General features: G+C 72.6%; 17 protein-coding genes and 1 tRNA gene. 4 read left to right on the forward strand and 14 right to left on the reverse strand.

Translation table 11 applies throughout. The features are described from left to right. Positions 1–4 precede the first annotated feature (4 nt). Complete coding sequence (locus ACWDR0_RS09210; RefSeq protein ID WP_456351007.1) at positions 5–1,009, reverse strand: GlxA family transcriptional regulator; 1,005 nt, start codon at positions 1,007–1,009, stop codon at positions 5–7. A 407-nt stretch (positions 1,010–1,416) separates the two neighbouring features. Between ACWDR0_RS09210 and ACWDR0_RS09215 the strand changes: the two genes are divergently transcribed. After that, entirely contained in the window at positions 1,417–1,968 is a 552-nt protein-coding gene (locus tag ACWDR0_RS09215; RefSeq protein WP_456351047.1) for a S1 family peptidase, read from the forward strand. Beyond that, positions 1,965–3,356: an erythromycin esterase family protein gene (locus ACWDR0_RS09220; RefSeq protein WP_456351048.1), complete on the forward strand. Its 1,392-nt coding sequence runs from the start codon at positions 1,965–1,967 to the stop codon at positions 3,354–3,356. Before ACWDR0_RS09215 ends, ACWDR0_RS09220 begins: the two co-directional genes overlap by 4 nt. A gap of 127 nt (positions 3,357–3,483) precedes the next feature. Here ACWDR0_RS09220 and ACWDR0_RS09225 read toward each other — a convergent pair. Further along, positions 3,484–3,571: transfer RNA gene (locus tag ACWDR0_RS09225), tRNA-Leu, on the reverse strand. A gap of 188 nt (positions 3,572–3,759) precedes the next feature. Continuing rightward, positions 3,760–4,734: a helix-turn-helix transcriptional regulator gene (locus ACWDR0_RS09230; protein WP_456351008.1), complete on the reverse strand. Its 975-nt coding sequence runs from the start codon at positions 4,732–4,734 to the stop codon at positions 3,760–3,762. Between the two features lie 79 nt (positions 4,735–4,813). Here ACWDR0_RS09230 and ACWDR0_RS09235 point away from each other — a divergent pair, with 79 nt between their 5' ends. Together ACWDR0_RS09235 and ACWDR0_RS09240 are read left to right on the forward strand one after the other, a co-directional pair. After that, positions 4,814–5,548 (forward strand): alpha/beta fold hydrolase, encoded by a 735-nt coding sequence (locus tag ACWDR0_RS09235; RefSeq protein ID WP_456351009.1) that lies wholly within the window; start codon positions 4,814–4,816, stop codon positions 5,546–5,548. Between the two features lie 26 nt (positions 5,549–5,574). Beyond that, entirely contained in the window at positions 5,575–6,648 is a 1,074-nt protein-coding gene (locus tag ACWDR0_RS09240; RefSeq protein ID WP_456351010.1) for a winged helix DNA-binding domain-containing protein, read from the forward strand. 124 nt (positions 6,649–6,772) lie between these two features. Here the strand turns inward: ACWDR0_RS09240 and ACWDR0_RS09245 are convergent, their stop codons facing one another. The 11 genes from ACWDR0_RS09245 to ACWDR0_RS09295 all read right to left on the reverse strand — a co-directional run bounded on the left by ACWDR0_RS09245 (position 6,773) and on the right by ACWDR0_RS09295 (position 22,215). After that, positions 6,773–7,939, reverse strand: a complete 1,167-nt coding sequence (locus ACWDR0_RS09245) for a sugar phosphate isomerase/epimerase family protein (protein ID WP_456351011.1) — start codon at positions 7,937–7,939, stop codon at positions 6,773–6,775. Between the two features lie 2 nt (positions 7,940–7,941). After that, positions 7,942–9,357 (reverse strand): alkaline phosphatase family protein, encoded by a 1,416-nt coding sequence (locus ACWDR0_RS09250; RefSeq protein WP_456351012.1) that lies wholly within the window; start codon positions 9,355–9,357, stop codon positions 7,942–7,944. Then, on the reverse strand, positions 9,354–10,526 hold the full coding sequence (eboE, locus tag ACWDR0_RS09255; protein ID WP_456351013.1) for a metabolite traffic protein EboE: 1,173 nt from the start codon (positions 10,524–10,526) through the stop codon (positions 9,354–9,356). The genes ACWDR0_RS09250 and eboE overlap by 4 nt, the downstream gene beginning before the upstream one ends. A 16-nt stretch (positions 10,527–10,542) precedes the next feature. Continuing rightward, positions 10,543–11,391 carry a TatD family hydrolase gene (locus tag ACWDR0_RS09260; RefSeq protein ID WP_456351014.1) on the reverse strand — a complete coding sequence of 283 codons (849 nt, stop codon included), beginning with the start codon at positions 11,389–11,391 and terminating at the stop codon, positions 10,543–10,545. 4 nt (positions 11,392–11,395) lie between these two features. After that, on the reverse strand, positions 11,396–12,139 hold the full coding sequence (locus tag ACWDR0_RS09265; RefSeq protein WP_456351015.1) for an EboA domain-containing protein: 744 nt from the start codon (positions 12,137–12,139) through the stop codon (positions 11,396–11,398). Further along, positions 12,133–13,008, reverse strand: coding sequence for a sugar phosphate isomerase/epimerase family protein (locus ACWDR0_RS09270; RefSeq protein WP_456351016.1), 876 nt, complete (start codon positions 13,006–13,008; stop codon positions 12,133–12,135). The genes ACWDR0_RS09265 and ACWDR0_RS09270 overlap by 7 nt, the downstream gene beginning before the upstream one ends. A 79-nt stretch (positions 13,009–13,087) precedes the next feature. After that, positions 13,088–13,942, reverse strand: coding sequence for an SCO3242 family prenyltransferase (locus ACWDR0_RS09275; RefSeq protein ID WP_456351049.1), 855 nt, complete (start codon positions 13,940–13,942; stop codon positions 13,088–13,090). Between the two features lie 416 nt (positions 13,943–14,358). Further along, positions 14,359–15,609 carry an inositol-3-phosphate synthase gene (locus ACWDR0_RS09280; RefSeq protein WP_456351017.1) on the reverse strand — a complete coding sequence of 417 codons (1,251 nt, stop codon included), beginning with the start codon at positions 15,607–15,609 and terminating at the stop codon, positions 14,359–14,361. A 272-nt stretch (positions 15,610–15,881) separates the two neighbouring features. Next, entirely contained in the window at positions 15,882–19,613 is a 3,732-nt protein-coding gene (locus ACWDR0_RS09285) for a ThuA domain-containing protein (protein WP_456351018.1), read from the reverse strand. 269 nt (positions 19,614–19,882) lie between these two features. After that, on the reverse strand, positions 19,883–20,887 hold the full coding sequence (locus tag ACWDR0_RS09290) for a sugar phosphate isomerase/epimerase family protein (RefSeq protein ID WP_456351019.1): 1,005 nt from the start codon (positions 20,885–20,887) through the stop codon (positions 19,883–19,885). A gap of 122 nt (positions 20,888–21,009) precedes the next feature. Beyond that, on the reverse strand, positions 21,010–22,215 hold the full coding sequence (locus ACWDR0_RS09295; RefSeq protein WP_456351020.1) for a Gfo/Idh/MocA family protein: 1,206 nt from the start codon (positions 22,213–22,215) through the stop codon (positions 21,010–21,012). Between the last annotated feature and the right edge of the window lie 19 nt (positions 22,216–22,234).

A 22,234-nucleotide genomic window follows, 5' to 3' on the forward strand; every position in this document is an offset into this window, starting at 1 on the left:
CCTCTCAGCGCTCCTCGCCGTCCTGCTCTCCGTCCTCCTGTGCCGTCATGGAGACCATCGCCGCGAAGCCGTGGAACGTGCCGCGATAGGCGCTGGGCGTCATGCCCGTCAGACGGTGGAAGTGGTGGCGCAGGTTGGCCGGTGAGCCGAAACCCGACTCGACCGCTATCCGGTCGATCGGGATGTGCGTGTTCTCCAGCAGCAACTGGGCCTTGTGGAGGCGGGCCCGGAGCAGGAACTGGAGCGGGGGCAGGCCCGTCTGGGCGCGGAAGCGGCGGGTCAGGCTGCTGACGCTGACACGGGCGTGTGCGGCCATGTCGGCGAGGGTGAGCGGGCGGTGGAGGTTGGCCTCGGCCCAGGCGCGGGTCGGGCTGATATCGGTCCGGTCGCTGATCTCGCGTTCCAGTTCCTCCCGGTCGGTGACGGCCGAGTCGTGCAGCGGCATGATGAGCTGCCGGACGGTCGTGGCGGCGGTCTGCACTCCGTGGTCCCGCTCGACGAGGTCGACGCAGAGGTCGAGTCCGCCGAAGAACCCGGCCGCGGTGAAGAAGGGGCCGTCCTCCACCGACGGTGTGCCCACCGGCACGACCTCGACCCGCGGATGGAGCTCGGCGAGCTCCGGGAGGTTCGGCCAGGCCGTGGTGGCCCGGCGGCCGTCGAGCATGCCCGTGGCCGCGAGGGTGAAGGTCCCGGTGCCGACCGCGGCCATCCGGCAGCCCCGTTCCGCACAGGCGCGCAGCGCGTCGGCGACCTCGGGCGGGGGCGGTTCACGGAAGGCGTCGTGGCCGGTCACCAGGACCGTGTCCGCATCGTCCAGAGCCTGGAGACCCCACGGGGTGGTGAGCCCCAGGGGTGGTTCGCCGGTGGTGACGGACCCGGTGGACGAACAGATCCGCACCTCGTACGGGACCCGGGGCAGAACCGGCGTGACGGCCGTGAACACCATGCCCGGAATGGTGAGTTGATGGCCCGGCACCCCGTTCGCGACCAGCACGGCGATCACTGACATGAGCAGAATTTAGTGCAAGGTGATCAGGGTGCCGCTTTTTCGACGGTGCGTACGGAAGACAGGATGAACAGGCAGTCGCAGGAAGCGAGGGGACGCCCGGCGGCTCGAATCCCGTACACACGACCGAGGGGACAGCTCTGTGTTCCACCGCATGACCGCCACCCGAACAGCCCGGTACGCGGCCGTCGCTCTGGCCACCGCCGTCTGTACCACCGCGATGACCGGCACCGCCGGCGCGATCATCGGCGGCAAGGACTCCACCCAGCGCTACTCCTTCATGGTCTCCATCCCCATGAAGAACGACGTCGGCCACTGCGGCGGCTCGCTGATCTCCCCGCAGTGGGTCGTCACCGCCCGCGCACTGCTTCGACCGCTCCCTCGGCGCCGACCCCACCGGCACCGTCCGGATCGGCAGCGAGAACCGCACCTCCGGCGGGACCGTCCGCACGATCAGCCACGTGGTGACCCACCCCGGCTACTCCGCGGACCCCGGCAGCAACGACATCGCGCTCGTCCGCCTGGACCGGCCCGTCACCCACCAGCCGGTCAGGATCGCCCACCGCCCCGGTCCGGTCGGCACCCTCACCCGGGCCATCGGCTGGGGCACCGTCTCCGAAACCGAGGACATCTACCCCGAACGGCTCCAGCAGCTCGGACTCCGCACCGTGCCGCCCGGCGACTGCACACTCATCGACCCCGCGTCCGAGCTGTGCCAGCTCGGACGGGTGCCCGGCACGATGGCCTGCGGCGGCGACTCCGGCGGCCCGCTCCTCAAGCACACCGGCAAGCGCTGGGAGCTCATCGGCGCCACTTCTCGCGACGGCAACCGCGACGGGATCTGCACCAACGCGCCCGGGATCTGGACCGACGTCACCGCCCACCGGAACTGGATCGACAAGTTCCTGGACAGGACGCCCACCGGCGACGGTGTCCGGAACACCGAGGGAGACCGGCGATGACGACGGAGCGAGTACGAGCAGGACTGATGGCGTCCGTCGCCGTGGTCGCGGCCCTGAGCGCCGCGGCGCCCGCCGTCGGCCTGCCGTCCACCGCACCCGCCGCGACCACGGCCGCCCGCCCCGGGCCCACCGAGCACACCGACCGCGCAGAGCGGGCCGTCGTCTCCGGGATCGAGCGCCGCGCCCACCCGCTGAGCAGCGCCGCGCCGGGCGGTCCGAGCGGAGATCTGACAGCCCTCTCCCGCATGGTCAAAGGTGCGACCATCGTCGGCGTCGGCGAGGCCACCCACGGCTCCAAGGAACTGTTCCAGCTGAAGCACCGCCTCTTCCAGCACCTGGTCGAGAAGAACGGCTTCCGGACCTTCTCGCTGGAAGTGCACTGGTCGGCGGGCGCCCGCCTCGACGCGTACGTGCGCACCGGCCGGGGCGACCTGCGGCAGATCATGCGCGACGAGTTCCAGTTCACCTTCGAGGACTGGCGCAACGAGGAGTTCCGCGCCCTCTTCACCTGGATGCGCGAACACAACCGGACCGCCGCCCCCGACCGGCAGGTCCGTGTCATGGGCAACGACATCGGCGACGTGGGCCGGGAACAGTACGAGCGCATCCTCACCTGGGCCGCCCGGCACCAGCAGGCCCTGCTGCCCGAGCTGCGCCGGCGCTACGCAGCGCTGCTGGCCCTGCCGCACAGTATGGGAGAGCGGATGCAGGCCCTGATTGCGAAGCCCGCCGCCGAACTCAGGTCCATCGATGCCGACGCGCGAGCCGCCTACCGGCTGCTGGAGCAGGCGGACACGAAGGACCCCTGGGTACTCCAGGAAGCCCGCGTCATCCAACAGCACACGGCCGTGTTCACCTACGAGGGCAGCCCGGCCGAACAGGCCGAGGCGAACCGGCACCGCGACCGGGCGATGGCCGAGAACACGGCATGGTGGCAGCGGCAGACCGGGGACCGGATCCTCGTATCCGCCCACAATGCCCACCTCGGCTACGAGACACCCGATGCGACGACGCACCCCAAGGTGCAGGGCGCCTTCCTCCGGGAACTGGTCGGAGACGAGTACCTGGCGATCGGCACCACCATCCACAGCGGCGAGTACCGGGCGATGAACACGGAGACCGGCCGGTACGAGGTGTTCTCCACCGGCCCAGCCGCCCCCGGCAGCAACGAACACACCCTCGACAAGGTCCGCCACCACGACTACTACGTGGACCTGCGCACGGCAGGCCGCACCCCGGCCGTCGGCAACTGGCTGAACGGCTCCCGTCCCACCTTCGTGATACCGGGGTCGTACCCCAGCGAACGGCGGTCCGTAGCACTGGGACGCACCTTCGACGTGATCGTGCACCTGAACCATGTCCACGCGTCCGTACCCATGGACCGGTAGCGCCTCGTCAGGGACGGGAACAGAGAGAGAACCCCCGGCCCGGACGGATCCGGACCGGGGGTTCCGTCAAAGCAATGCGGGTTATTGCGGAAAAACAGAAAGACCCCAGATGAACTGGGGTCTCCGCTGGTGTCCGAGGGGGGACTTGAACCCCCACGCCCGATAAAGGGCACTAGCACCTCAAGCTAGCGCGTCTGCCATTCCGCCACCCGGACTCAGGTGACCGCCTCGGGGGTGTTCCCCGCGGCGACATGGACAACAATACCAGGGGTTCGGCCTGCTCATCGACCACGTTTCCCGTGGTCAGTGGGGTGGACGGGCGGAAAAGCCGAGGGCGGGACCACTTGCGAGCGGGTGACTACCCTGTGTGATCAGGGGGGAGTGCGGCCGGGATGCGCGGCGTCTACCGCGGTAGTTCTTCCGATCCCCGCCGGGCAGCCACGGTGAGCCGGTCGGCCAGGCTCTTGAGTGCCTGACGCAGTTCGTCGGGCTGGTGGATGGTGAAGGGCCATTCCAGGGAGGCGAGCAGGTGGGCCATGCCGTCCAGTGATTCCGCCTGTGCGCGCATGAGCACGCCGGTGGGCCGGGCGGTGAGGGTCACCGCTGAGCGAGGCAGTCGGCGGGCGATCTCGTCGAGGGGGCCGTGGATCGTCACCTCGACACTCCAGCGGTAGAGCCCCTGGGCGAGGGTCGAAGTCAGGTGGGCCACGGGGTCGAAGCCGGCGGGTGCGGTGAAGGCGGCGGCTCGGGGGGTGGCGGAGTCGATGCGGTCGATGCGGAAGGTGCGCAGGCTGTCGCGGAGGTGGTCGTGGCCGACGACGTACCAGCGGCCGGTGTGGAAGACCACGCCGTAGGGGTCGATATCGCGTTCGGTGTGTTCCCGGCGCCAGGACCGGTGGCTGATGCCGATGGCCGTGCGGGCGCGGGAGGCCTGGGCCAGTGCCAGCAGGACGCCGGTTCCGGGGGCCTGCCCGGTCACGGCGTCGGCGGTGAACGACAGGGTCTCCCGCATGGCGGCGAGCGGTTCGCGCAGGGCCTGCGGAAGCACCCGTTCGATCTTGGCCAGGGCGCCGGCGCCGGCCGGTGCCGCGGTGCCCATGCCCAGGCGTTCCGCCGCGAGGAGGCCCAGGACGACGGCGAGGGCCTCGTCGTTGGTGAGGACCAGGGGTGGCATGCGGTAGCCGCGGGCCAGTCGGTAGCCACCGTAGCGGCCGCGTTCGGCTTCCACGGGGATGCCCAGTTCCCGCAGGTGGGCGGTGTACCGGCGCACCGTGCGGACGTCGGTGCCCAGGCGGTCGGCCAGCTCCGTCCCGGTGAGCCGGGCGTTGGACTGGAGGAGCTCCAGCAGGGTCAGCACACGGGTCAGGGGATGCGTCATCGATCACTCGGCATTTCAGGGCGGATTCTGTCCTGTATCGACTTTACGCTCCCCGCAGCACCTACTTCTGGGAGATCACATGGCCACCTTCGTACTCGTTCCCGGCGCCTGGCTCGGGGCATGGGCCTGGGAGGACACCGCCCGCGCTCTGCGGGAGCGCGGCCACACGGCGCTGCCGCTGACGCTGACCGGCCTGGCCGGGCACGCGGACCGGGGCGGACCCGAGACGGACCTGGACGCGCATATCGCGGACATCACCGGCTTCGTCGAGCGGGAGGATCTGCGCGAAGTGACGCTGGTCGCCCACAGCTATGCGGCCGCTCCGGTGACCGGGGCGGCCGGACGTCTCGGCGACCGGCTGGAGCGCGTGGTGTACGTGGACAGCGCCCCGTTCGCCGAGGGCATGTGCATGCTCGACCTGATGCCGCCGGAGGCAGCGGACCAGCTGCGCCGGCAGGTCGACGCTTCCGGCGACGGGTGGCGGCTGCCGATGCCGCCGTTCGAAGTCCTGGGCCTGTCCGGCAGCCTCGACGGGCTCGACGAGGGCAGGCGGGACGTTCTGCGCGCGGGTGCCACCCCCCAGCCCTTCGGCACCTTCACCCAGCGTCTCGCCGGCCCGGCCGAGCCCGGTCCCGGTGTGGACCGTGTCCTGGTCGCCTGCCACGACTTCACGGGCCTGCTGGATGCCGGGGTGCCGATGCTGTCCTACCTGAACCAGCCGCCGTGGCGACGCTTCGACCTGCCCACCGGACACTGGCCGATGCTGTCCGCGCCCGTCGAACTCGCCCGTGTCCTCGACAAGGCCGTCTCCTGACCGCGCCGGCCGGGAGGCACGGCCCGATGCCGGACCACGAAGACGTCCGCCGGCTGCGGGCCGGTGCGCAGGCCCTGGCCGACGGGGTACGGGAGGCCTCTGCCGAGGCGGTCGTCCGACGAGTCTTCGCCATCCAGGCCCAGGAGGCCACGGCCGCCGATCTGGGCATCCGGGTACGCGGGCGGAACATCACCGCCCGGGCCATCCGCGCGGCGTACGAGGACGAACGGAGCATCGTCCGCAACTGGTACATGCGCGGCACGCTGCACACCATCCCCGGCGAAGACGCCCACTGGGTACGGCAACTGCTCGCCCCCCGGGTCCTGGCCGCAACCAGCAGCCGCTACCGCCAACTGGGCCTGGGCGATGATCTGCGCGGGCGCGCCGACCGTCTGATCCGGCGGGTTCTTGCCACGCACGGACCACTCACCCGGGCCGAGCTGACCGGGCACCTCACCACCCTCGGTATCCCGCCGGACGGGCAGGCGCCTTTCCATCTGATCCGCCACGCGGCACTGACGGGCACCCTCTGCCACGGCCCACAGCGCGCCGGTGAGGCCACGTTTGTACTGGTGGACGACTGGCTGCCCACCACCGGGCGGGTCCGGTGGGAGGGTGATGCCGCTCTCGCCGAGCTGGCCCGCCGCTACCTGGCCGCGTACTCCCCCGCCGCCTCGGGGGACTTCGCCGCCTGGTCCGGGCTGCCGGTCACCCGGGCCCGCAGGGCTTGGAAACTGCTGGCGGAATCGGGCGCGATCGCCGAGTACGGGGCGTTGACCGTGCTCGCCGGGCGGGTGACGGAGCTCCCGGACTCGTCCGGCACCCCGGATGTCCGCATACTGCCCGCCTACGACAACTACCTGATCGGCTACCGCACCCGCGAGGTGTCCGTCCCCGCTCTCCACGAGGCCCGCGTCCGGCCGGGCGGCGGCCTCATCCGGCCCACCGTCGTCGCCGACGGCCTGGCCGTCGCCACCTGGGCCCGTGGCCCCGGCTCGCGCTCCGTCCAGGTGGATGTGTTCGAACCGGTCCCGCCTCGAATCGAGCAGGGTATCGACAGGGAGAAGGAGGCCGTCGTCGGGTTTCTGCAGCCCGCATAGAACAGATGCGGCTCGTGCGCGGTGATCAGGCGCCTGAGCCCGGTCGCGGCCCGCCGTCGGGCCCGGGTGCCCGGCCAGGAGGCGGGGCACCCGGGGTTCGGGGCGGTGGGTAACGGAGTGGGCATCAGCGGCGGCGGAGGGCCGCGAGGTTGCGGTAGCCCGTGGCGGCGTACTCCAGGGACTGGGCGGGCGAGGTGCCGCTCGGGGCGTTGTCCTGTTCGACCATCGGGTTGTGGTAGTTCCGGTTGCCCACCCGGGTGAAGAAGGCGCGGTAGTCGATATCACCCGTACCGAAGGGCACCATGTCGTAGCCGAGCCCGCTGGCGGTGTTCACCACTCCGTCCTTGGCGTGGAACAGCGGGTAACGCTTCCCGTTCCTGGCAACCAGCCGGGCCGGGTCGAAGACGCTGCGGACCGGGGTGCCGTCGTGGGCGGAGTACGTGTGGAACTTGTAGCGGGCCACATGTGCCCAGAACACGTCCATCTCCAGCCAGACGCTCCTGGGGTCGGTGCGCTTCAGGAAGTACTCCAGCTTGCGGATGCCGGAGCTGCGGGTCGGGCGGCCCTGGGCGTCCGGGGGGCCGCCGTCCAGGAGGAAGTCGTAGGCCGTGTCGTGGTTGTGGGTGTAGAGCTTGATGCCCGCGCGGCGGGCGATCGCGCCCAGGGCGTTCCACTTGTCGGCGGCGGTGTCCCACTCGGCCTTGGTGGAGCCCCAGGTCGGGTCCCCGCCGGTGCCCATATGGTCCATGCCGAGGATGTTCGCGATCTCCAGGGCGTGTTTGAAGCGGTCCAGGTCGGGGGTGCTCAGCGGCCAGGAGGCGGGGATGAAGCCGTGGCTGCCCTGTGCCCGCAGTCCGTACTCGTCCAGCCAGGAGCGGAGCAGCCGCGCTCCGGCCACCGCGTCGAGGTTCGCGCCGCCCGGGGCGTTCGCGTGCTGGCCGAAGCCCGCGAACTCGACCTGGCGGTAGCCGTAGCGGGAGAGCGTACGGAAGACCTCGCGGAAGCCGGACGGCAGGTCGGTCGCGCCGGGGTCGCGGCCGATCGCGTCGCGGACGGTGTAGAGGATCAGACCCCGCTTGTGGGACGGGACGAGCGACTTCCGGTCGTGGCCGTGGCCGTGGTCGTCGTGATCGTGGTCCCGGCCGTGGGCCAGGGCGGGGGACGCGCCGAAGACCGGCGCGGCGATCGCGGCGGCGCCCACCGCCGTACAGGTGGAGAGGAAGCGGCGGCGCTCCACGCCCAGCGCGCGGCGTACGGACTCGTCGGAGCCTGATGATCTGAAGAAGGACACGGTTACTCGCTTTCGGCCGGGGTGCGGTCGCCGGCGGGCAGGCCGGCGAGCCGCAGCAGCAGGGACTTCACATCGGTGGCCGCGATACGGCCCCCGACGGCGCGGGGGGTGGAGCACAGCAGGAGCGGACCTTCGTCGTCGCTCGCGGGCAGGCGGCCGTGGCTGCCGCGGACCGGGGACGGGTCGAGGGGGACGACCGCCATCCGGTAGCGCATGCCGAGCTTCTTCCGGGCCAGCGCACCGGCCGCCCGGAGGCGGACATACGGGTCGTGCGGGTCCATGAAGAGTTCGGCGGGGTCGTAGCCGGGTTTGCGGTGGATCTCGACGAGCCGCGCGAAGTCGGGGGCGCGGGCGTCGTCCAGCCAGTAGTAGTAGGTGAACCAGGCGTCCGGCTCGGCGAGCGCGACCAGTTCCCCGGAGCGGGGGTGGTCCAGGCCGTGTTCCTTCTTGCCCTCGTCGTCGAGGAGCCGTTCCAGCCCGGGGAGGCCGGTCAGGGCCTCGCGTACCGCGGGGAGGTCTTCGGTCCGCTTCACATACACATGGGCGATCTGGTGGTCCGCGACGGCGAACGCCCGGGAGGCCATCGGGTCCAGGTACTCCATACCGTCCTGGGTGTGGACGTCGAGGAGTCCGGCCCGGCGCAGGGCGCGGTTGATGTCGACGGGGCGGGAGACCGGGGTGATGCCGTATTCGGAGAGCACCACCACCGTCCGGCCCTCGCGCCGGGCATCGGCCAGCAGCGGGCCGATCGCCGTGTCGAGTTCGGCGGCGGCGCGGTGGGAGCGGGGGTCCTCGGGGCCGTAGCGCTGGAGGTCGTAGTCGAGGTGCGGGAGATAAGCGAGGGCGAGGTCGGGGCGGCGGGTGGCGATGATGTGCCGGGTCGCGTCGATGATCCATTGGCTGGAGACGAGGTCCGCGCCGGGGCCCCAGAAGTGGAACAGGGGGAAGGTGCCCAGCTCGGCGGTCAGCTCGGCGTGGAGTTCGGGGGGCCGGGTGTAGCAGTCGGGCTCCTTGCGGCCGTCGGCGTAGTAGACCGGGCGCGGGGTCACCGTGTAGTCGGTGTCGGCGCCCATCGCGTACCACCAGCAGATATTGGCGACGGTGTAGCCGGGGTGGGCGCGGCGGGCCGCGTCCCAGAGCTTGTCCCCCGCCACCAGCCCGTTGTGCTGGCGCCAGAGGAGGACGTCGCCCAGTTCCCGGAAGTACCAGCCGTTGCCGACGATGCCGTGCTCGGCGGGGAGCGTGCCGGTGAGGAAGGTGGACTGGGCGGTGCAGGTGACGGCGGGCAGCACGGTCGACAGGGCCGCCCGGGAGCCGCTCTCGCCCAGCGCGCGCAGCCGCGGCATATGGTCGAGGAGGCGCGGGGTGAGGCCGACGACGTCCAGGACGAGAAGCGGGGCCGGGTGCTCGGTGGTCACGGCAGTTCCTTCAGGCCGAGGTCGGTGAGGAGGTCGCGGGCGAGGACCAGTTCGGCGGCGATGCCCTCGGTGAGCCGGGCACGGGTGCGGGGCCGCAGTTCGGCAGGGAGCGCCTGCCAGGTGTACGTCTCCACCTCCAGATGGCGGGTGAGCGGAGGTGTCCCCAACAGATGGGTGAGGGCGTCCCGCAGGACGGGGAGGGTGGAGGTCAGCGGGGGCGCGGGCGGGCTGTGCAGGGGTACGTGGAAGTGGGAGCGCCAGGGGCCGCCGTCGGGGAGTAAGCCGCCGGGGCGCAGGGCCTCGTCGAGGTCGTCCGTGCCGTGCAGCCGCCCGTCGGGGGTGCGGGTACGGGTCTGGTGGAGGAAGCGCGGCTCGGCGAAGGCGGCCAGTGCCTCCCGTACTTCCGGGAGGTGCGGGGACCCGGCGTGCAGGGCGGCGGAGAGCTGGGCCTTGGGGACGGTGATCCCGGCGGCGGCGAGGGCGGCGAACGCGGTCGCCGGGTCCTCGAAGGACGTCGCGAGGTGGCAGGTGTCCACGCAGACGCCGATCCGGGGCGAGCCGATCGCGGCGAGTGGGGCGATCGCGTCGGCGGTGGTCTCCACCGTGCAGCCCGGTTCCGGTTCGAGGGCGATCCGGACCGACTTGCCGGTCAGTTCCTCCAGCCCGTCGAGCCGCCCGGCGAGCGCGGTGAGGGCCCGGTGGGCGGTGTCGGCGGCTTCGGCGCCGAAGCCGGTCCGCCAGGCGAGCGGCAGGGTGGAGATGGTGCCCTCGGTGACATCGTCGGGCAGCAGCGCGGCGAGGAGCCGGGCGAGGTCGGTGGTGTGGGCGAGGCGTTCGGGGTCCGTCCAGTCGGGCCGGTAGACCCGGTACTTGACCTCTTCGGCGCCGAAGCCCTCGTACGGGAAGCCATTGAGGGTGACGACCTCCAGTCCGCGCCGGTCCAGTTCGGCGCGGAGGGCGCGGAGCGCGGCGGGGTCGCCGACCAGGGCTCCCGCGGCGTCCCTGGCGAGCCAGAGGCCGATGCCGAGCCGGTCCCGGCCGAGGCGGCGCCGTACGGGTTCGCAGTGGTCGCGGAGCTGGGCGAGGACTCCGTCGAGGGTTTCGGCGGGGTGGACGTTGGTGCAGTAGGCGAGGTGGACGGTCGAGCCGTCGGGGTGGCGGAAGCGCATGCCGTCGGCCCCTTCCCTATTCCCCGCCGCGGAGGACGGAGTTGCCCTCGTGCAGGGCGTCCGGCGGCCGGACGTCGAGGCGGAGCCGGCCGCTGAGCCCGTAGAAGGCGACGGGGTTGCGCCAGAGGACCTGGTCGACGTCGGCGGCGGAGAAGCCGGCGGCGAGCATCGCCTCCCCCACCCGGCGGGTCTTCAGGGGGTCGCTCCTCCCCCAGTCGGCGGCGGAGTTGACCAGCATCCGGTCCGTTCCGTAGGTGGTGAGGATCGCGACCATCCGGTCCTCGTCCATCTTGGTGTCCGGGTAGACCGAGAACCCCAGCCAGCAGCCGCTGTCCAGCGCGGTCTCCACGGTCGTCTCGTTGAGATGGTCGAGCAGGACCCGTTCGGGAGGCAGAGCCGATTCGCGGACGACGTCGAGGGTGCGGCGCAGCCCGGTGAGCTTGTCGCGGTGCGGGGTGTGGACCAGCGCGGGCAGTCCGTGCTCGGCGGCCAGGCCGAGCTGTACGGCGAGGGCGGTGTCCTCGGCGGGGGTCATCGCGTCGTAGCCGATCTCGCCGACGGCGACCACGCCGTCCTTGGCGAGATAGCGGGGCAGTTCGGCGAGGACGGGGGTGCAGCGGGGGTCGTTGGCCTCTTTGGGGTTGAGGGCGATGGTGCAGTGGTGGGCGATGCCGTACTGGGCGGCGCGGTACGGCTCCCAGCCGAGGAGGGCGTCGAAGTAGTCGTGGAAGCTCTCGGGCGAGGTACGCGGCTGCCCCAGCCAGAACGCGGGCTCCACCAGGGCCCGGACCCCGGCGGCGTACATCGCCTCGTAGTCGTCGGTGGTGCGGGAGGTCATATGGATATGGGGGTCGAAGATGCGCATGCGGTCAGACCTCCTTCGACGGCACGGCGACCCCGGTGAGGGCGAGCGCGTGCGTCAGGTCGGGGGGTACGGGGCGGCCCGCGGCGGTTCGCTCGGCGGCGTAGTCGGTGAGCATCCGGGCGAGTTCGGCGTCGCCGCGGGCCCGGCGGTCCAGCCCGTCGACGGCGGCCAGTGACACCCCGGTGAACAGGCATTTGAGTACGGCGTGCCGCCAGGCGTGCGGGCCGAGGTGGGCCGCGGCGTACGGTCCGAGGGCGGCGGCGACCAGCCGGGTGTCGTTGGTGCGCAGGGCGTCCTCGACGATGGGGAGGAAGGCCGCGGGTTGCGGGGTGTCGAGGTGGGGCAGGGCGAGCAGCACGGCACGCCGTTCGTCGGCGGTGCCGTGGTGGTAGAGCCGGGTGAGGGCGGCGGCGCCGGGGGCCGCGGTGAGGAGGAGCAGCACCCGGCCGGAGTCGGCGTGTACGGGGCCGAGCCGGCGCCCGGCGGCGGCGAAGTCCGGCTCCCAGGGGGCGGGGCGGGCGGCTCCGCCGGGGGGCGGGGTGGGAGCGGGGTGCGGGAGGCCCGGCGGCGTGGGGGTGGTGGCAGCGGGGTGCGAGGCGGCGGAGGGTCCGGTTCCGGCGGCTGCGGGCCGGGCCCGGGCCAGGGCTGTGGTGAGCCAGGCGCGGGCCGGTTCGTCCCCGGCTCGGGTCAGGGCTTCCGTCAGCGCCGCGGTCAGGCCGGCTGCCAGAGCGTCGCGGGGGTTCAGCATGCCGTCACCGCCGCTGCCTTCGCCTCCGCCGGGGTCGCCTGCCGGAGGAACTCCATGGACGAGCGGGCCAGTTCGGGGCCCGCGTGCGAGTGGCGGGGCAGTTCGACGACGGTCAGGCCCTGGTAGCCCGTGGCGGCGAGCGCTTCCAGCACGGGCGGGAAGTCGATCTCGCCCTCCCCGAACGGCAGATGCTCGTGGACACCGCGGCGCATGTCTTCGATCTGTACATGGCGGAGCCAGGGGCCCGCGTCCCGTACGCAGTCGGCCGGGCTCCGCTCCTCCAGGCACTGGCAGTGCCCGATGTCGAGAGTGAGCCCGAGCGGCTCCGGATCGCCGAGGAGGGTCCTGAGGGTGTGGAAGTCGGCCAGGGTGGCCAGCAGATGGCCCGGCTCGGGTTCGACGGCGAGCGGGATGCCCGCCGCTCCGGCGGCTTCGGCGACCGGGGCGAGGGAGTCGGCGAGGCGCCGCCACGCGGTCGCCGGGTCCGTGCCGGGCGGGGTGACGCCGCTGAAGCAGTGCACGGCCGTCGCCCCCAGGTCGGCGGCCACCCGGACGGCCGTGACGAGCAGGTCCGCGCGGGCCGCCCGGCCTTCGGGCTCCGGGTCCAGCAGCGACGGCCCGTGCTTGCGCCGCGGGTCCAGGACGTACCGCCCGCCGGTTTCCACGGCGACGGCGAGCCCGTGCCGCCCGAGCAGTGCGGCGGTCTCCGCGGTGCGGGCGGCGAGGCCGGGGGCGAGCGGGTCGAGGTGCATATGGTCGAGCGTCAGCCCGACACCGTCGTAGCCGAGGTCGGCGAGGAGCGCGAGGGCGTCCCCGAGCCGGAGGTCGGTCAGCCCGTTGGTGCCGTATCCGAGGTTGAGCCGGGTCATACGGGGGTCGCCTTCCGTAGGGGAGCGGGGGCGGAGGTCGGGGCGGTGGCGGGGGCCGGCAGGTTCGGTACGGCGGACGTCATGTGGGGCTCACCTTCCGGGCCAGGGACCGGGCCGGGGGCGCGAGCGCCATGAGCGCCACCGCGGTCGCCGTCCCGGCGGGGTGTCCGGCACGGGCCGCGAGCAGCGCCTGGAGCGGGATGACGGCCCGGATGCCGCCGCCGACGGCGCGTTCGGTGAGCGGCGGGGACGGGTTGAGCGCCGCGTGCGCGAAGGGGACGGCGGCGGTCCGGGCGTACGCGGCGCCCAGCGCGGTGGGCACGGCCCGGCCGTCCCGTACGGCCGCACCGGCGACCGCCGCGACAACGGCGAGCGCGCCGAGCGGTGCCCGGGTGGAGCCGCCGTGCACCTCGTGCCGGGAGACGGCCGTGACCGCGTACGTGTGGGTGCCGAGTACGGCCGCGGCCCGCAGCGCGCGGGCGCCCACGGGTCCCGGAGCCGTCGCCGCCGCACCCATCAGCAGGTCCAGCGCACGGGCCGCCGCCATCGCGGCGGGGCCGTGGCGGGTGTGCTTCAGCCGCAGGTCGTACGCCCAGACCGTGGCCGCGAGGGGTACGGCGAGGGTCAGTGCCGGGCTCCCGGCGCGGGCGGCGAGGGCCAGCCCCGCCACGGTGAGGGCACCGGCGGCCGTCAGCGCGGCGGCGGGCGCGATCCGGCCGGAGGGGATCGGCCGGTGCGGGCGTTCGGCGGCGTCCTCGTCGCGGTCGGCCCAGTCGTTGAGCGCCATACCGGCCTCGTAGAGGCAGACGGACGCACCGGCGGCGAGAAGCGTGCCGCGGCCGGGGCGCCGTCCGCGGGCGGCGGCCCCGGCGAGGGCGTCGCCGGGCACCGAGAGGGCGGCGGAGACCCGGAGCAGCTCGGCCCAGGCGCGCAGTCGCGACGCGGTGGGAGTCCGCCCGTTCCGGGAGCGCGCCGACCGCGCCCCCGGAACGGGACCACCGGCCGCCGCGGGGCAGCCGGGCTCGGGGCCGCTCCGGAGCCGGGCGGCGCCCGGGCCGGAGCGTGGGGCCGGGCCGGAGTACGGAGCCGGGCCGGAAAACCGGGGCGGAACGGACGGACGGGAGGGGACGGCGTCGCCCGGCGTCCCGGAGCCGGTCCCGGTGCGGCCGGAACCGGGCGTCCCCGGGGCGCCGGAGCCGCCGGCCGGGGTACATACCCCCCGCGCGCCCGGAGGGATCCGGCCCGCACCGGTCAGGAGGCGCAGTGCGGCTGCCGCGCCGCGGCGGAGCAGGCGCACCGGGACCGGTCCCGAGGCCGGTTCGGCGGCGCGGCCCAGCAGGGTGGCCGGGCTCACCGGGGGTCCCGCAGGGTGTCCGCGAAGGAGAGCAGCTCCGTGAACTGGTCGGCGAGCGCGGACGGGCCGCCGTCCGGGTCCTTGAAGTAGAAGCCGAGCGCGGGCAGGGGGCCCGCGAGGCCGCGTTCGTGGGCGCGGGCCGTCAGCCGGGCGAGGTCCAGGACGAGGGGGGCGGCGAGTGCCGAGTCGCAGCCCTGCCAGATCGTCTGGAGGATCATGCGGGAGCCGAGGAAGCCGTCGAAGGCGATGTGGTCCCAGGCGGTCTTCCAGTCCCCGAGCGCGGGCACGTCGTCGATGTGCACCTCGCCCTCGGGCGCCGCTCCGAGGATGTCGGACAGGACGCGTTCCTTGCCCGCGTTCTTCGCGGCCGCGGCCGCCGGGTCGGCCAGCGCCGCCCCGTCGCCGCCGCCCAGCAGATTCGTCCCGGACCAGGCCCGTACGGTCAGGGCCCGCTGGACGAACATCGGGGCGAGCGCGGCCCGGAGCAGTGTCTGGCCGGTTTTGCCGTCGCGGCCCGCGTGGGGAAGCCCGCGGGCCGCGGCGGCGGCCAGGAGTCCGGGGGTGCGCAGCCCGGTGGAGGGGGTGAAGTTCACAAAGGGGCAGTCCGCCCGGATCGCGGCGGCCGCGTAGCGGGAGCCGGTGGTGAGCCGGGGGTCGCCGGGTGCGGGCAGCGGCTCGGTGGTGGAGACGTTGACGACGACGACCCGGGCCAGCCGGTGCCGCTCGCGGAAGGCAACGATGTCGGCGGCGAAGGCGGCGACGAGCTCCTCGTCGTCGCGGGTGTCGCCGGGCTGCGGGCCGCCGGGCCGGATCTCCGCGTCGGCGGCGGCCAGTTCGGCGTGGACGGCGCGGGCCAGGCCCGGCGGCAGCACGCCCGCCGCGGTCAGCTCCTCGGCCCGTTTGGGGAGGGGGACACAGGCGATGTCGTGGCCGCCGAAGACCAGGGACGCCAGGCCGGGCAGTCCGGCGGCGGCGAACGGCGGGGTCTCGGCGACCATCCCGGTCGGCGGGTGCAGTCCGGCGGTGACGGCGGCGCAGCCCGCGACGGCCGTGGTGGCGACGGAGCCGCGCGCGCCGGCGAACCAGACACCGGTGCGGGCCCCGGCGCCCGTACGGCCGTGGGGGTACGGCTCCGGACCGGTCCCGGCGGGGCCGTACCGCTCACCGGGTCGCTCGGCGTGCCTGGGGGAACCGGTCGCGAGGGGGTGGGTCGAGGGGGTTGCGTGCGGGGCGGGTTCCTGCGGCACGGGCTGCCTCCTTGCGTCGTTCCTGGTGCCGGGGCGCGGGGTGGGCCGGGGTCGCACCTGGTACCGGTGCCGGGCCGGAGCCGGTGAGGTGGGACGGAACAGGTGGAGTGGTGGGTGGTGGGTGCTTGCCGTACGGGGCCGGTGGGCGCCGCCCCGGTGGGGCGGCGGGCGGGGGGTACGGCGCCACCCCGCCCGCCGCCGGTCATGGGCCGTCCCGGAGGTTCCCGGGACGGCTCCCGAAGGGAGTCACCGGAGGCATCGCGACGGCATTTCTAGCCGGACAGCCCCTTCAGGGTGATGTTCCGGAAGGAGACCTTGTCCTGCGGTCCGTGGTTCTGGAGCCCGATATAGCCGTCCTTCAGGCTGCGGTTGGGGTCCTTGTTGGTGAAGTCGTTGATCTTGGCGCCGTTGAGGAAGACCTGGATCCGCTCGCCCTGGACCCTGATCTCGTAGCTGTTCCACTGGCCGGGCGGCCGGAGCACCCGGTCGCGGGCCTTGAGGTCGGCGGACTTGGCGCCGTAGACGGAGCCGGTGGTGCGTGCCGGGACATCGGTGGCGTCGATCTGGATCTCGTAGCCCTTGGTCACGGCCGACCAGGGGTCGTCGGAGGCGGGGAAGCCCACGAAGATCCCGGAGTTGTCGTCGCCGTTGAGCTTCCAGTCCAGCTTCAGGGAGTACGCGTTCAGCTCCTTGGCCTGGTACCAGAGCAGGCCCATCCCGCCTTCGGAGCGCAGTTCGCCGTCGGCGACGGTGAACCGGCCGGGTCCGGCCTGCTTCCAGCCGTCGAGGGTCTTGCCGTTGAAGATCGCCCGCTCGCCCTGCTGCGGCTTGCAGTCGGCCTTGACCTGTCCGGCGGCGTAGCGCAGTCCGCCGAGGAGGTGGTCGCGGAAGGCGGGCTCGGCGTACGACTCCTTGGTGTGGCCGCCGCCGGTGTAGAAGGAGCGGCCGCCCTCGTAGGTCTGGCACCAGGCGATCGGGTGGTCGCCCTTCATGGTGCCGCCCTGGAAGGTGGTCTCGTCGAGGGTGGCGAGGACCCGGACCTTGTCGCGCGGGTTGGTGCGGTAGTTGTACCACTCGTCGGTCCGGGTCCACTCCGGGCCGAGGTGCTTGGTCGCGGGGTGGCCGCGGTCCTCGACGCGGACGGTGGCGGACTGGATCTGCGGGTGGCCGGAGAAGTAGGCGCCGACCAGGTTGCCGTAGAACGGCCAGTCGTATTCGGTGTCGGCGGCCGCGTGGACGCCCAGATAGCCGCCGCCGGTGTGGATGAAGTTCTCGAACGCCTGCTGCTGTTCGGCGTTGAGGACGTCACCGGTGGTGGAGAGGAAGACGACGGCGTCGTAGCGGGCCAGGTTGCTGGTGGTGAACTGGGCCGCGGACTCGGTGGAGTCGACGGTGATGTTGCTGCCCTTGCCGAGTTCCTTGAGGGCGGCGGTGCCGGCGGCGACGGAGTCGTGCCGGAAGCCGGCGGTCTTGGAGAAGACCAGGACCCGCTTGGCCGTGCGGTCGGGCGGGGAGTTGGAGAGGGTGAAGTCGTCGATGTCGTAGAGGGCTCCGGTACCGCCCTTGAAGACCAGGAAGAGTTCGGTGGACTTCTTCGGGACGCCCCGCAGCGGGATGTCCACGTCCTGGAAGACTTCCCAGCCGCCGGTCACCGGGATCGGCCCGGAGCCGAGGATCTTCCCGGTCGGGGAGCCGGTGCGGACCTCCAGGAAGCCGCCCGCGCCGCCGGAGGAGATCCGGGTGGTGAGCTTGGTGGCCCCGGTCAGGTTGTAGGGCTTGAAGGAGATCCAGTCGTCGTTGTCGATATCGCCGACGGTCTTGCCGCCGTTGGCGGTGGGCTTGTCGTAGGTGCGGATGCCGGACTGGGCGCTGAAGTGCTCGGCCTGCCGGTGGCGGGGCTGGAGCTGGAGTTCGTCCTTGGCGCTCAGCGCCTCCTGGCCGCCGCCGCCCTGGTCGGTGTATTCGGCGACGAGTACGCCGTAGATGTTGGCGTTGGGGTCGTGGCCGCCGTCACCGGGGGTCTTGATGGTGCCGGAGCAGCCGTTGACGCTGGTCAGCTTGTGGGCGTGGCTGTCGTGGCCGAGGAAGTAGCTGACGGTGACCTTGGCGCAGTCGACGCCGCCCGCGGCCTGGTCCTCGGGGTCGGTGACCTTCACCTTGAAGGGGAGTTCGTCGCCGAAGGAGAACAGGGTTCCGTCGGCGGGGGCCTCCAGGACGACCTTGGGGGCGGTGTTGCCGACGACGACACGGACACTGGCGCCGCCGATGCGGCCGGTCGGGTCCTTGACGGTGAGGGTGGCGGTGTAGGTGCCGTTCTTCCGGTACGTGTGGGTGGGGTTCGGGTCGGTGGAGGTGCCGCCGTCGCCGAAGGCCCAGGCGTAGGTGAGGGCGTCGCCGTCGGGGTCGGTGGTGCCGTCCGAGGAGAACGCGACCTTCAGCGGCGCCTTGCCGGAGGTGCGGTTGGCCTTGGCCTCGGCCGAGGGCGACCGGCCGCCGGTGGCGTTCTCGATGCGGTAGAGCGCGGAGTGCTCGTTGCCGCCGAACCAGGCGGTGCCGTAGTCGAGGACGTACAGCGCGCCGTCCGGTCCGAACTGCATGTCCATCACCTGGGTGCCGGTCCAGGGGAAGGGGTTGATCTTCGCGACGGAGCCGCCTGAGCCATCGGGGTTCTGCTCGATCCGCTTGATCCAGCGGCGGCCGAACTCACCGGCGAAGTAGTCGCCGTCGTAGGCCTCGGGGAACTTCACCGGGGACGGGTTGGCCGGGTCGTAGCGGTAGACGGGGCCGCCCATCGGGGATTCGCCGCCGGTGCCGAACTCGGGGACCGAGCCGCCGTCGTACGGTATCCATGCCTTCTGCGCGGGCGGCAGGTCGGTGAGTCCGGTGTTGTACGGGGACTCGTTCTTCGGGGCGTCGCAGTCGAAGGCCGCGCCGGGCTGCTTGGTGGCGAAGTCCCAGTCCACGTAGGGCTGCTTGAAGGTGTTGCAGTACGGCCAGCCGAAGTTGCCGGGCTTGTCGACCTTGACGAAGCCGACGGCTCCGGCGGGTCCCCGCTTGGGGTCGGCGGCTGCCGCGTCGGGCCCGTAGTCACCGACGTACGCCGTGCCGGTCTTGGGGTCGACGCTGAACCGGAAGGGGTTCCGGAAGCCCATAGCGTAGATCTCGGGGCGGGTCTTCGGGGTGCCGGGGGCGAAGAGGTTGCCCTCGGGGACGGAGTACGAGCCGTCGTCGTTGACCTTGATGCGGAGGAGCTTGCCGCGGAGGTCGTTGGTGTTGCCCGAGGTGCGGCGGGCGTCGTAGGCGGGGTTGCGGCCCGGCCGGTCGTCGACCGGGGTGTAGCCGTCGGAGGCGAAGGGGTTGGTGTCGTCGCCGGTCGACAGATAGAGGTTGCCCTGCGCGTCGAAGTCGATGTCGCCGCCGACATGGCAGCAGATGCCGCGGGTGGCGGGGACGTCGAGGATCTTCTTCTCACTGGCCGTGTCGAGGGTGCCGTCGGTCTTCAGGACGAACCGGGAGAGCCGGTTGACCCCGTCCCACTTGGCGAACTCCTCCGGGGTGCCCTCGTTGGGGGCGTCACCCGGGGGCGTGTTCATCGGGGGCGCGTAGTAGAGATAGACGAAACGGTTCTGGGCGAACTTCGGGTCCAGGCCGATGCCCTGGAGGCCCTCCTCGTCGTGCGAGTAGACCGGGATCTTCCCGACGATCCGGGTGGCGCCCGTGAAGTCGGTCATCCGGAGTTCGCCGTTGCGGGAGGTGTGCAGCACGCTGCGGTCCGGGAGGACCGCCATGGACATCGGCTCGCCGGTCTCGGCGGCCCCCTTGGCGAGGGTGACCTGCTGGAAGGATTCGGCGGCCGGCTCGGCCGCCGCCTGCGCGGCCTGTCCCGGCGGGGCGGCGGCGGCGAGCTGCGGTGCGCCGACGGTGAACGAGGTGGCGGCGAGCAGGGCGCCGGTCAGCAGCGCGAGGGCGCGGCGGACGCGTGGTCTGCTTCGGTTGGGGTGCACGGAACTCCTCCGGTAGGGACCGGTCGAACGGGGCGGGAAACCGTGGAACCGGAGTGCGCCGTCACACCGGGAACCACCTAGAGGCTGAGCACATCAGGGACGGTAGACGCGTTCGTCCCGAACGGAAAGCCCTTGTGCAGAGAGGAACTTGGACTTTTCCCGGAGGCAGGACAAAGCCGGGCGAGGGCAGGGCGGACCGTCCCGGTGGCATCGTTCGCCACCGGGCCGGTGGACCTGCTCTCAGCTGCGGCTCCGCTGCCCGCGACGGGTCAGTCGGCGCTGCCGAAGGCCGCGTCGAAGGAGGCGGCCGGTGGCTCGAAGTCGTACTGCTTCAACAGGGAAAGCGCTTGTGGCGCACCGGCCATCCGGTCCATCCCGGCGTCCTCCCACTCGACCGAGACCGGGCCGTCGTAGCCGATGGACCGGAGCATCCGGAAGACGTCCTCCCACGGCACGTCGCCGTGTCCGGCGGAGACGAAGTCCCAGCCGCGCCGGGGGTCGCCCCAGGGCAGATGCGAGCCGAGCCGGCCGTTGCGGCCGTCGAGCCGCCTGCGGGCGTCCTTGCAGTCGACGTGGTAGATCCGGTCCCGGTAGTCGTAGAGGAAGCCGGCCGGGTCCAGGTCCTGCCAGACGAAGTGGCTGGGGTCGAAGTTGAGCCCGAAGGCGGGGCGGTTGTCCACCGCGTCGAGGGCCCGCCGGGTCGTCCAGTAGTCGTAGGCGATCTCACTGGGGTGGACCTCGTGGGCGAAGCGGACGCCCTCCGCGTCGAAGACGTCGAGGATCGGGTTCCAGCGTTCGGCGAAGTCCTCGTACCCCCGGTCGATCATCGCCGGCGGGGCGGGCGGGAACATCGCGTTGAGGTACCAGATCGACGAGCCGGTGAAGCCGACGACGGTGCCGACGCCGAAGGCGGCCGCGGCCCGCGCGGTGTCCTTCAGCTCGGCCGCGGCCCGCCGCCGGACCCCCTCGGGGTCGCCGTCGCCCCAGATCCGGGCGGGGACGATGGCGCGGTGGCGTTCGTCGATGGGATGGTCGCAGACGGCCTGGCCGACCAGATGGTTCGAGATCGCCCAGCACTTCAGGCCGTACTTGTCGAGCAGGGCGTGCCGCCCCGCGACATAGCCGGGGTCGGCGAGCGCCTTGTCCACCTCGAAGTGGTCGCCCCAGCAGGCCAGCTCCAGGCCGTCGTAGCCGAAGTCGCGGGCGTGCCGGCACACCTCCTCCAGCGGCAGATCGGCCCACTGGCCGGTGAAGAGCGTGAACGGACGTGGCATGGGGTGTCTCCTGACCTTTCCTGTCCTGTCCTGGTCCGCGAGCGGGGGTTCCGGGGGAACGGGAACCGGGGTAGGGGATACGGGGCACGGGAGCCTGGTGACGGCCGCTACGGAGGCCCCGTTCAGACGGGGGTGTAGACCGCGTTGTCCGCCGCGCTCCGCTCCACGGCCGCGAGCACCCGCTGCACCTGGAGGCCGTCGGCGAACGACGGCGCGGCGGGGGCGCCGCTGACGAGCGCCTCGACCAGGTCCCGGGCCTGGTGGGTGAAGGTGTGCTCGTAGCCGAGGGCATGGCCCGGCGGCCACCAGGCCGACAGATAGGGGTGGTCGGCCTCGGTGATCAGGATCCGTTTGAAACCGGAGGCCGAGGCGGGCTCGGTGTGGTCGTGGAAGGAGAGTTCGTTGAGCCGTTCCAGATCGAAGGCGAGGGAGCCGAGTTCGCCGTTGATCTCGAACCGCAGGGCGTTCTTGCGGCCCGCTGCCATCCGGGTCGCCTCGAAGGACGCCAGCGCCCCCGAGGGCAGCCTGCCGTTGAAGAGGGCCGCGTCGTCGACCGTCACCCGGCCCGTGGCCAAAGGCTCCGTGCCGCCGGGCCCACCGCCCGGGAGTCCGGCGGCGGCGCCCGTGAGCAGGGGGCGTTCCGTGACGAAGGTCTGCGCGAGCGCGGAGACCCCGAGCAGCCGCTCCCCCGCCAGATACTGGGCGAGGTCGACGATATGGGCGCCCAGATCGCCGAGGGCGCCGGAGCCCGCGTGTTCCTTCCGCAGCCGCCAGGTCAGCGGGAACTCCGGGTCCACCAGCCAGTCCTGGAGATAGGTGAAGCGCAGATGCCGCAGGGTGCCGAGCCGCCCGGCGGCGATCAGCGCGCGGGCATGGGCGACGGCGGGGACCCGGCGGTAGTTGAAGCCCACCATCGCCAGCTGCCCGCGGGCGGCGGCCGCCTCCGCGGCCGCCGCCATGGCTTCCGCCTCCGCCACCGAATTGGCCAGCGGCTTCTCGCAGAGCACATGTTTGCCCGCCGCCAGCGCGGCGATCGCGATCTCCGCATGGGAGTCGCCCGGGGTGCAGATGTCGACGAGCTGTACGTCGTCCCGGGCGATGAGGTCGCGCCAGTCGGTCTCCGCGGCGGCCCAGCCGTGCCGCGTGGCCGCGGCCCGTACCGCCGACGGGTCGCGTCCGGCGATCGCGGCGAGCACCGGCCGGACCGGCAGATCGAAGACGCGGCTCACATTGCGCCACCCCTGGGAGTGGGCGGCGCCCATGAACGCGTATCCGACCATGCCGACGCCGAGCGTCGGCGCTGCGGCCTCACTGTCCTGCTGTGCCATGCGGAATCCTCCTCGTCGG

It is taken from the genome of Streptomyces sp. NPDC003691, assembly GCF_053981115.1.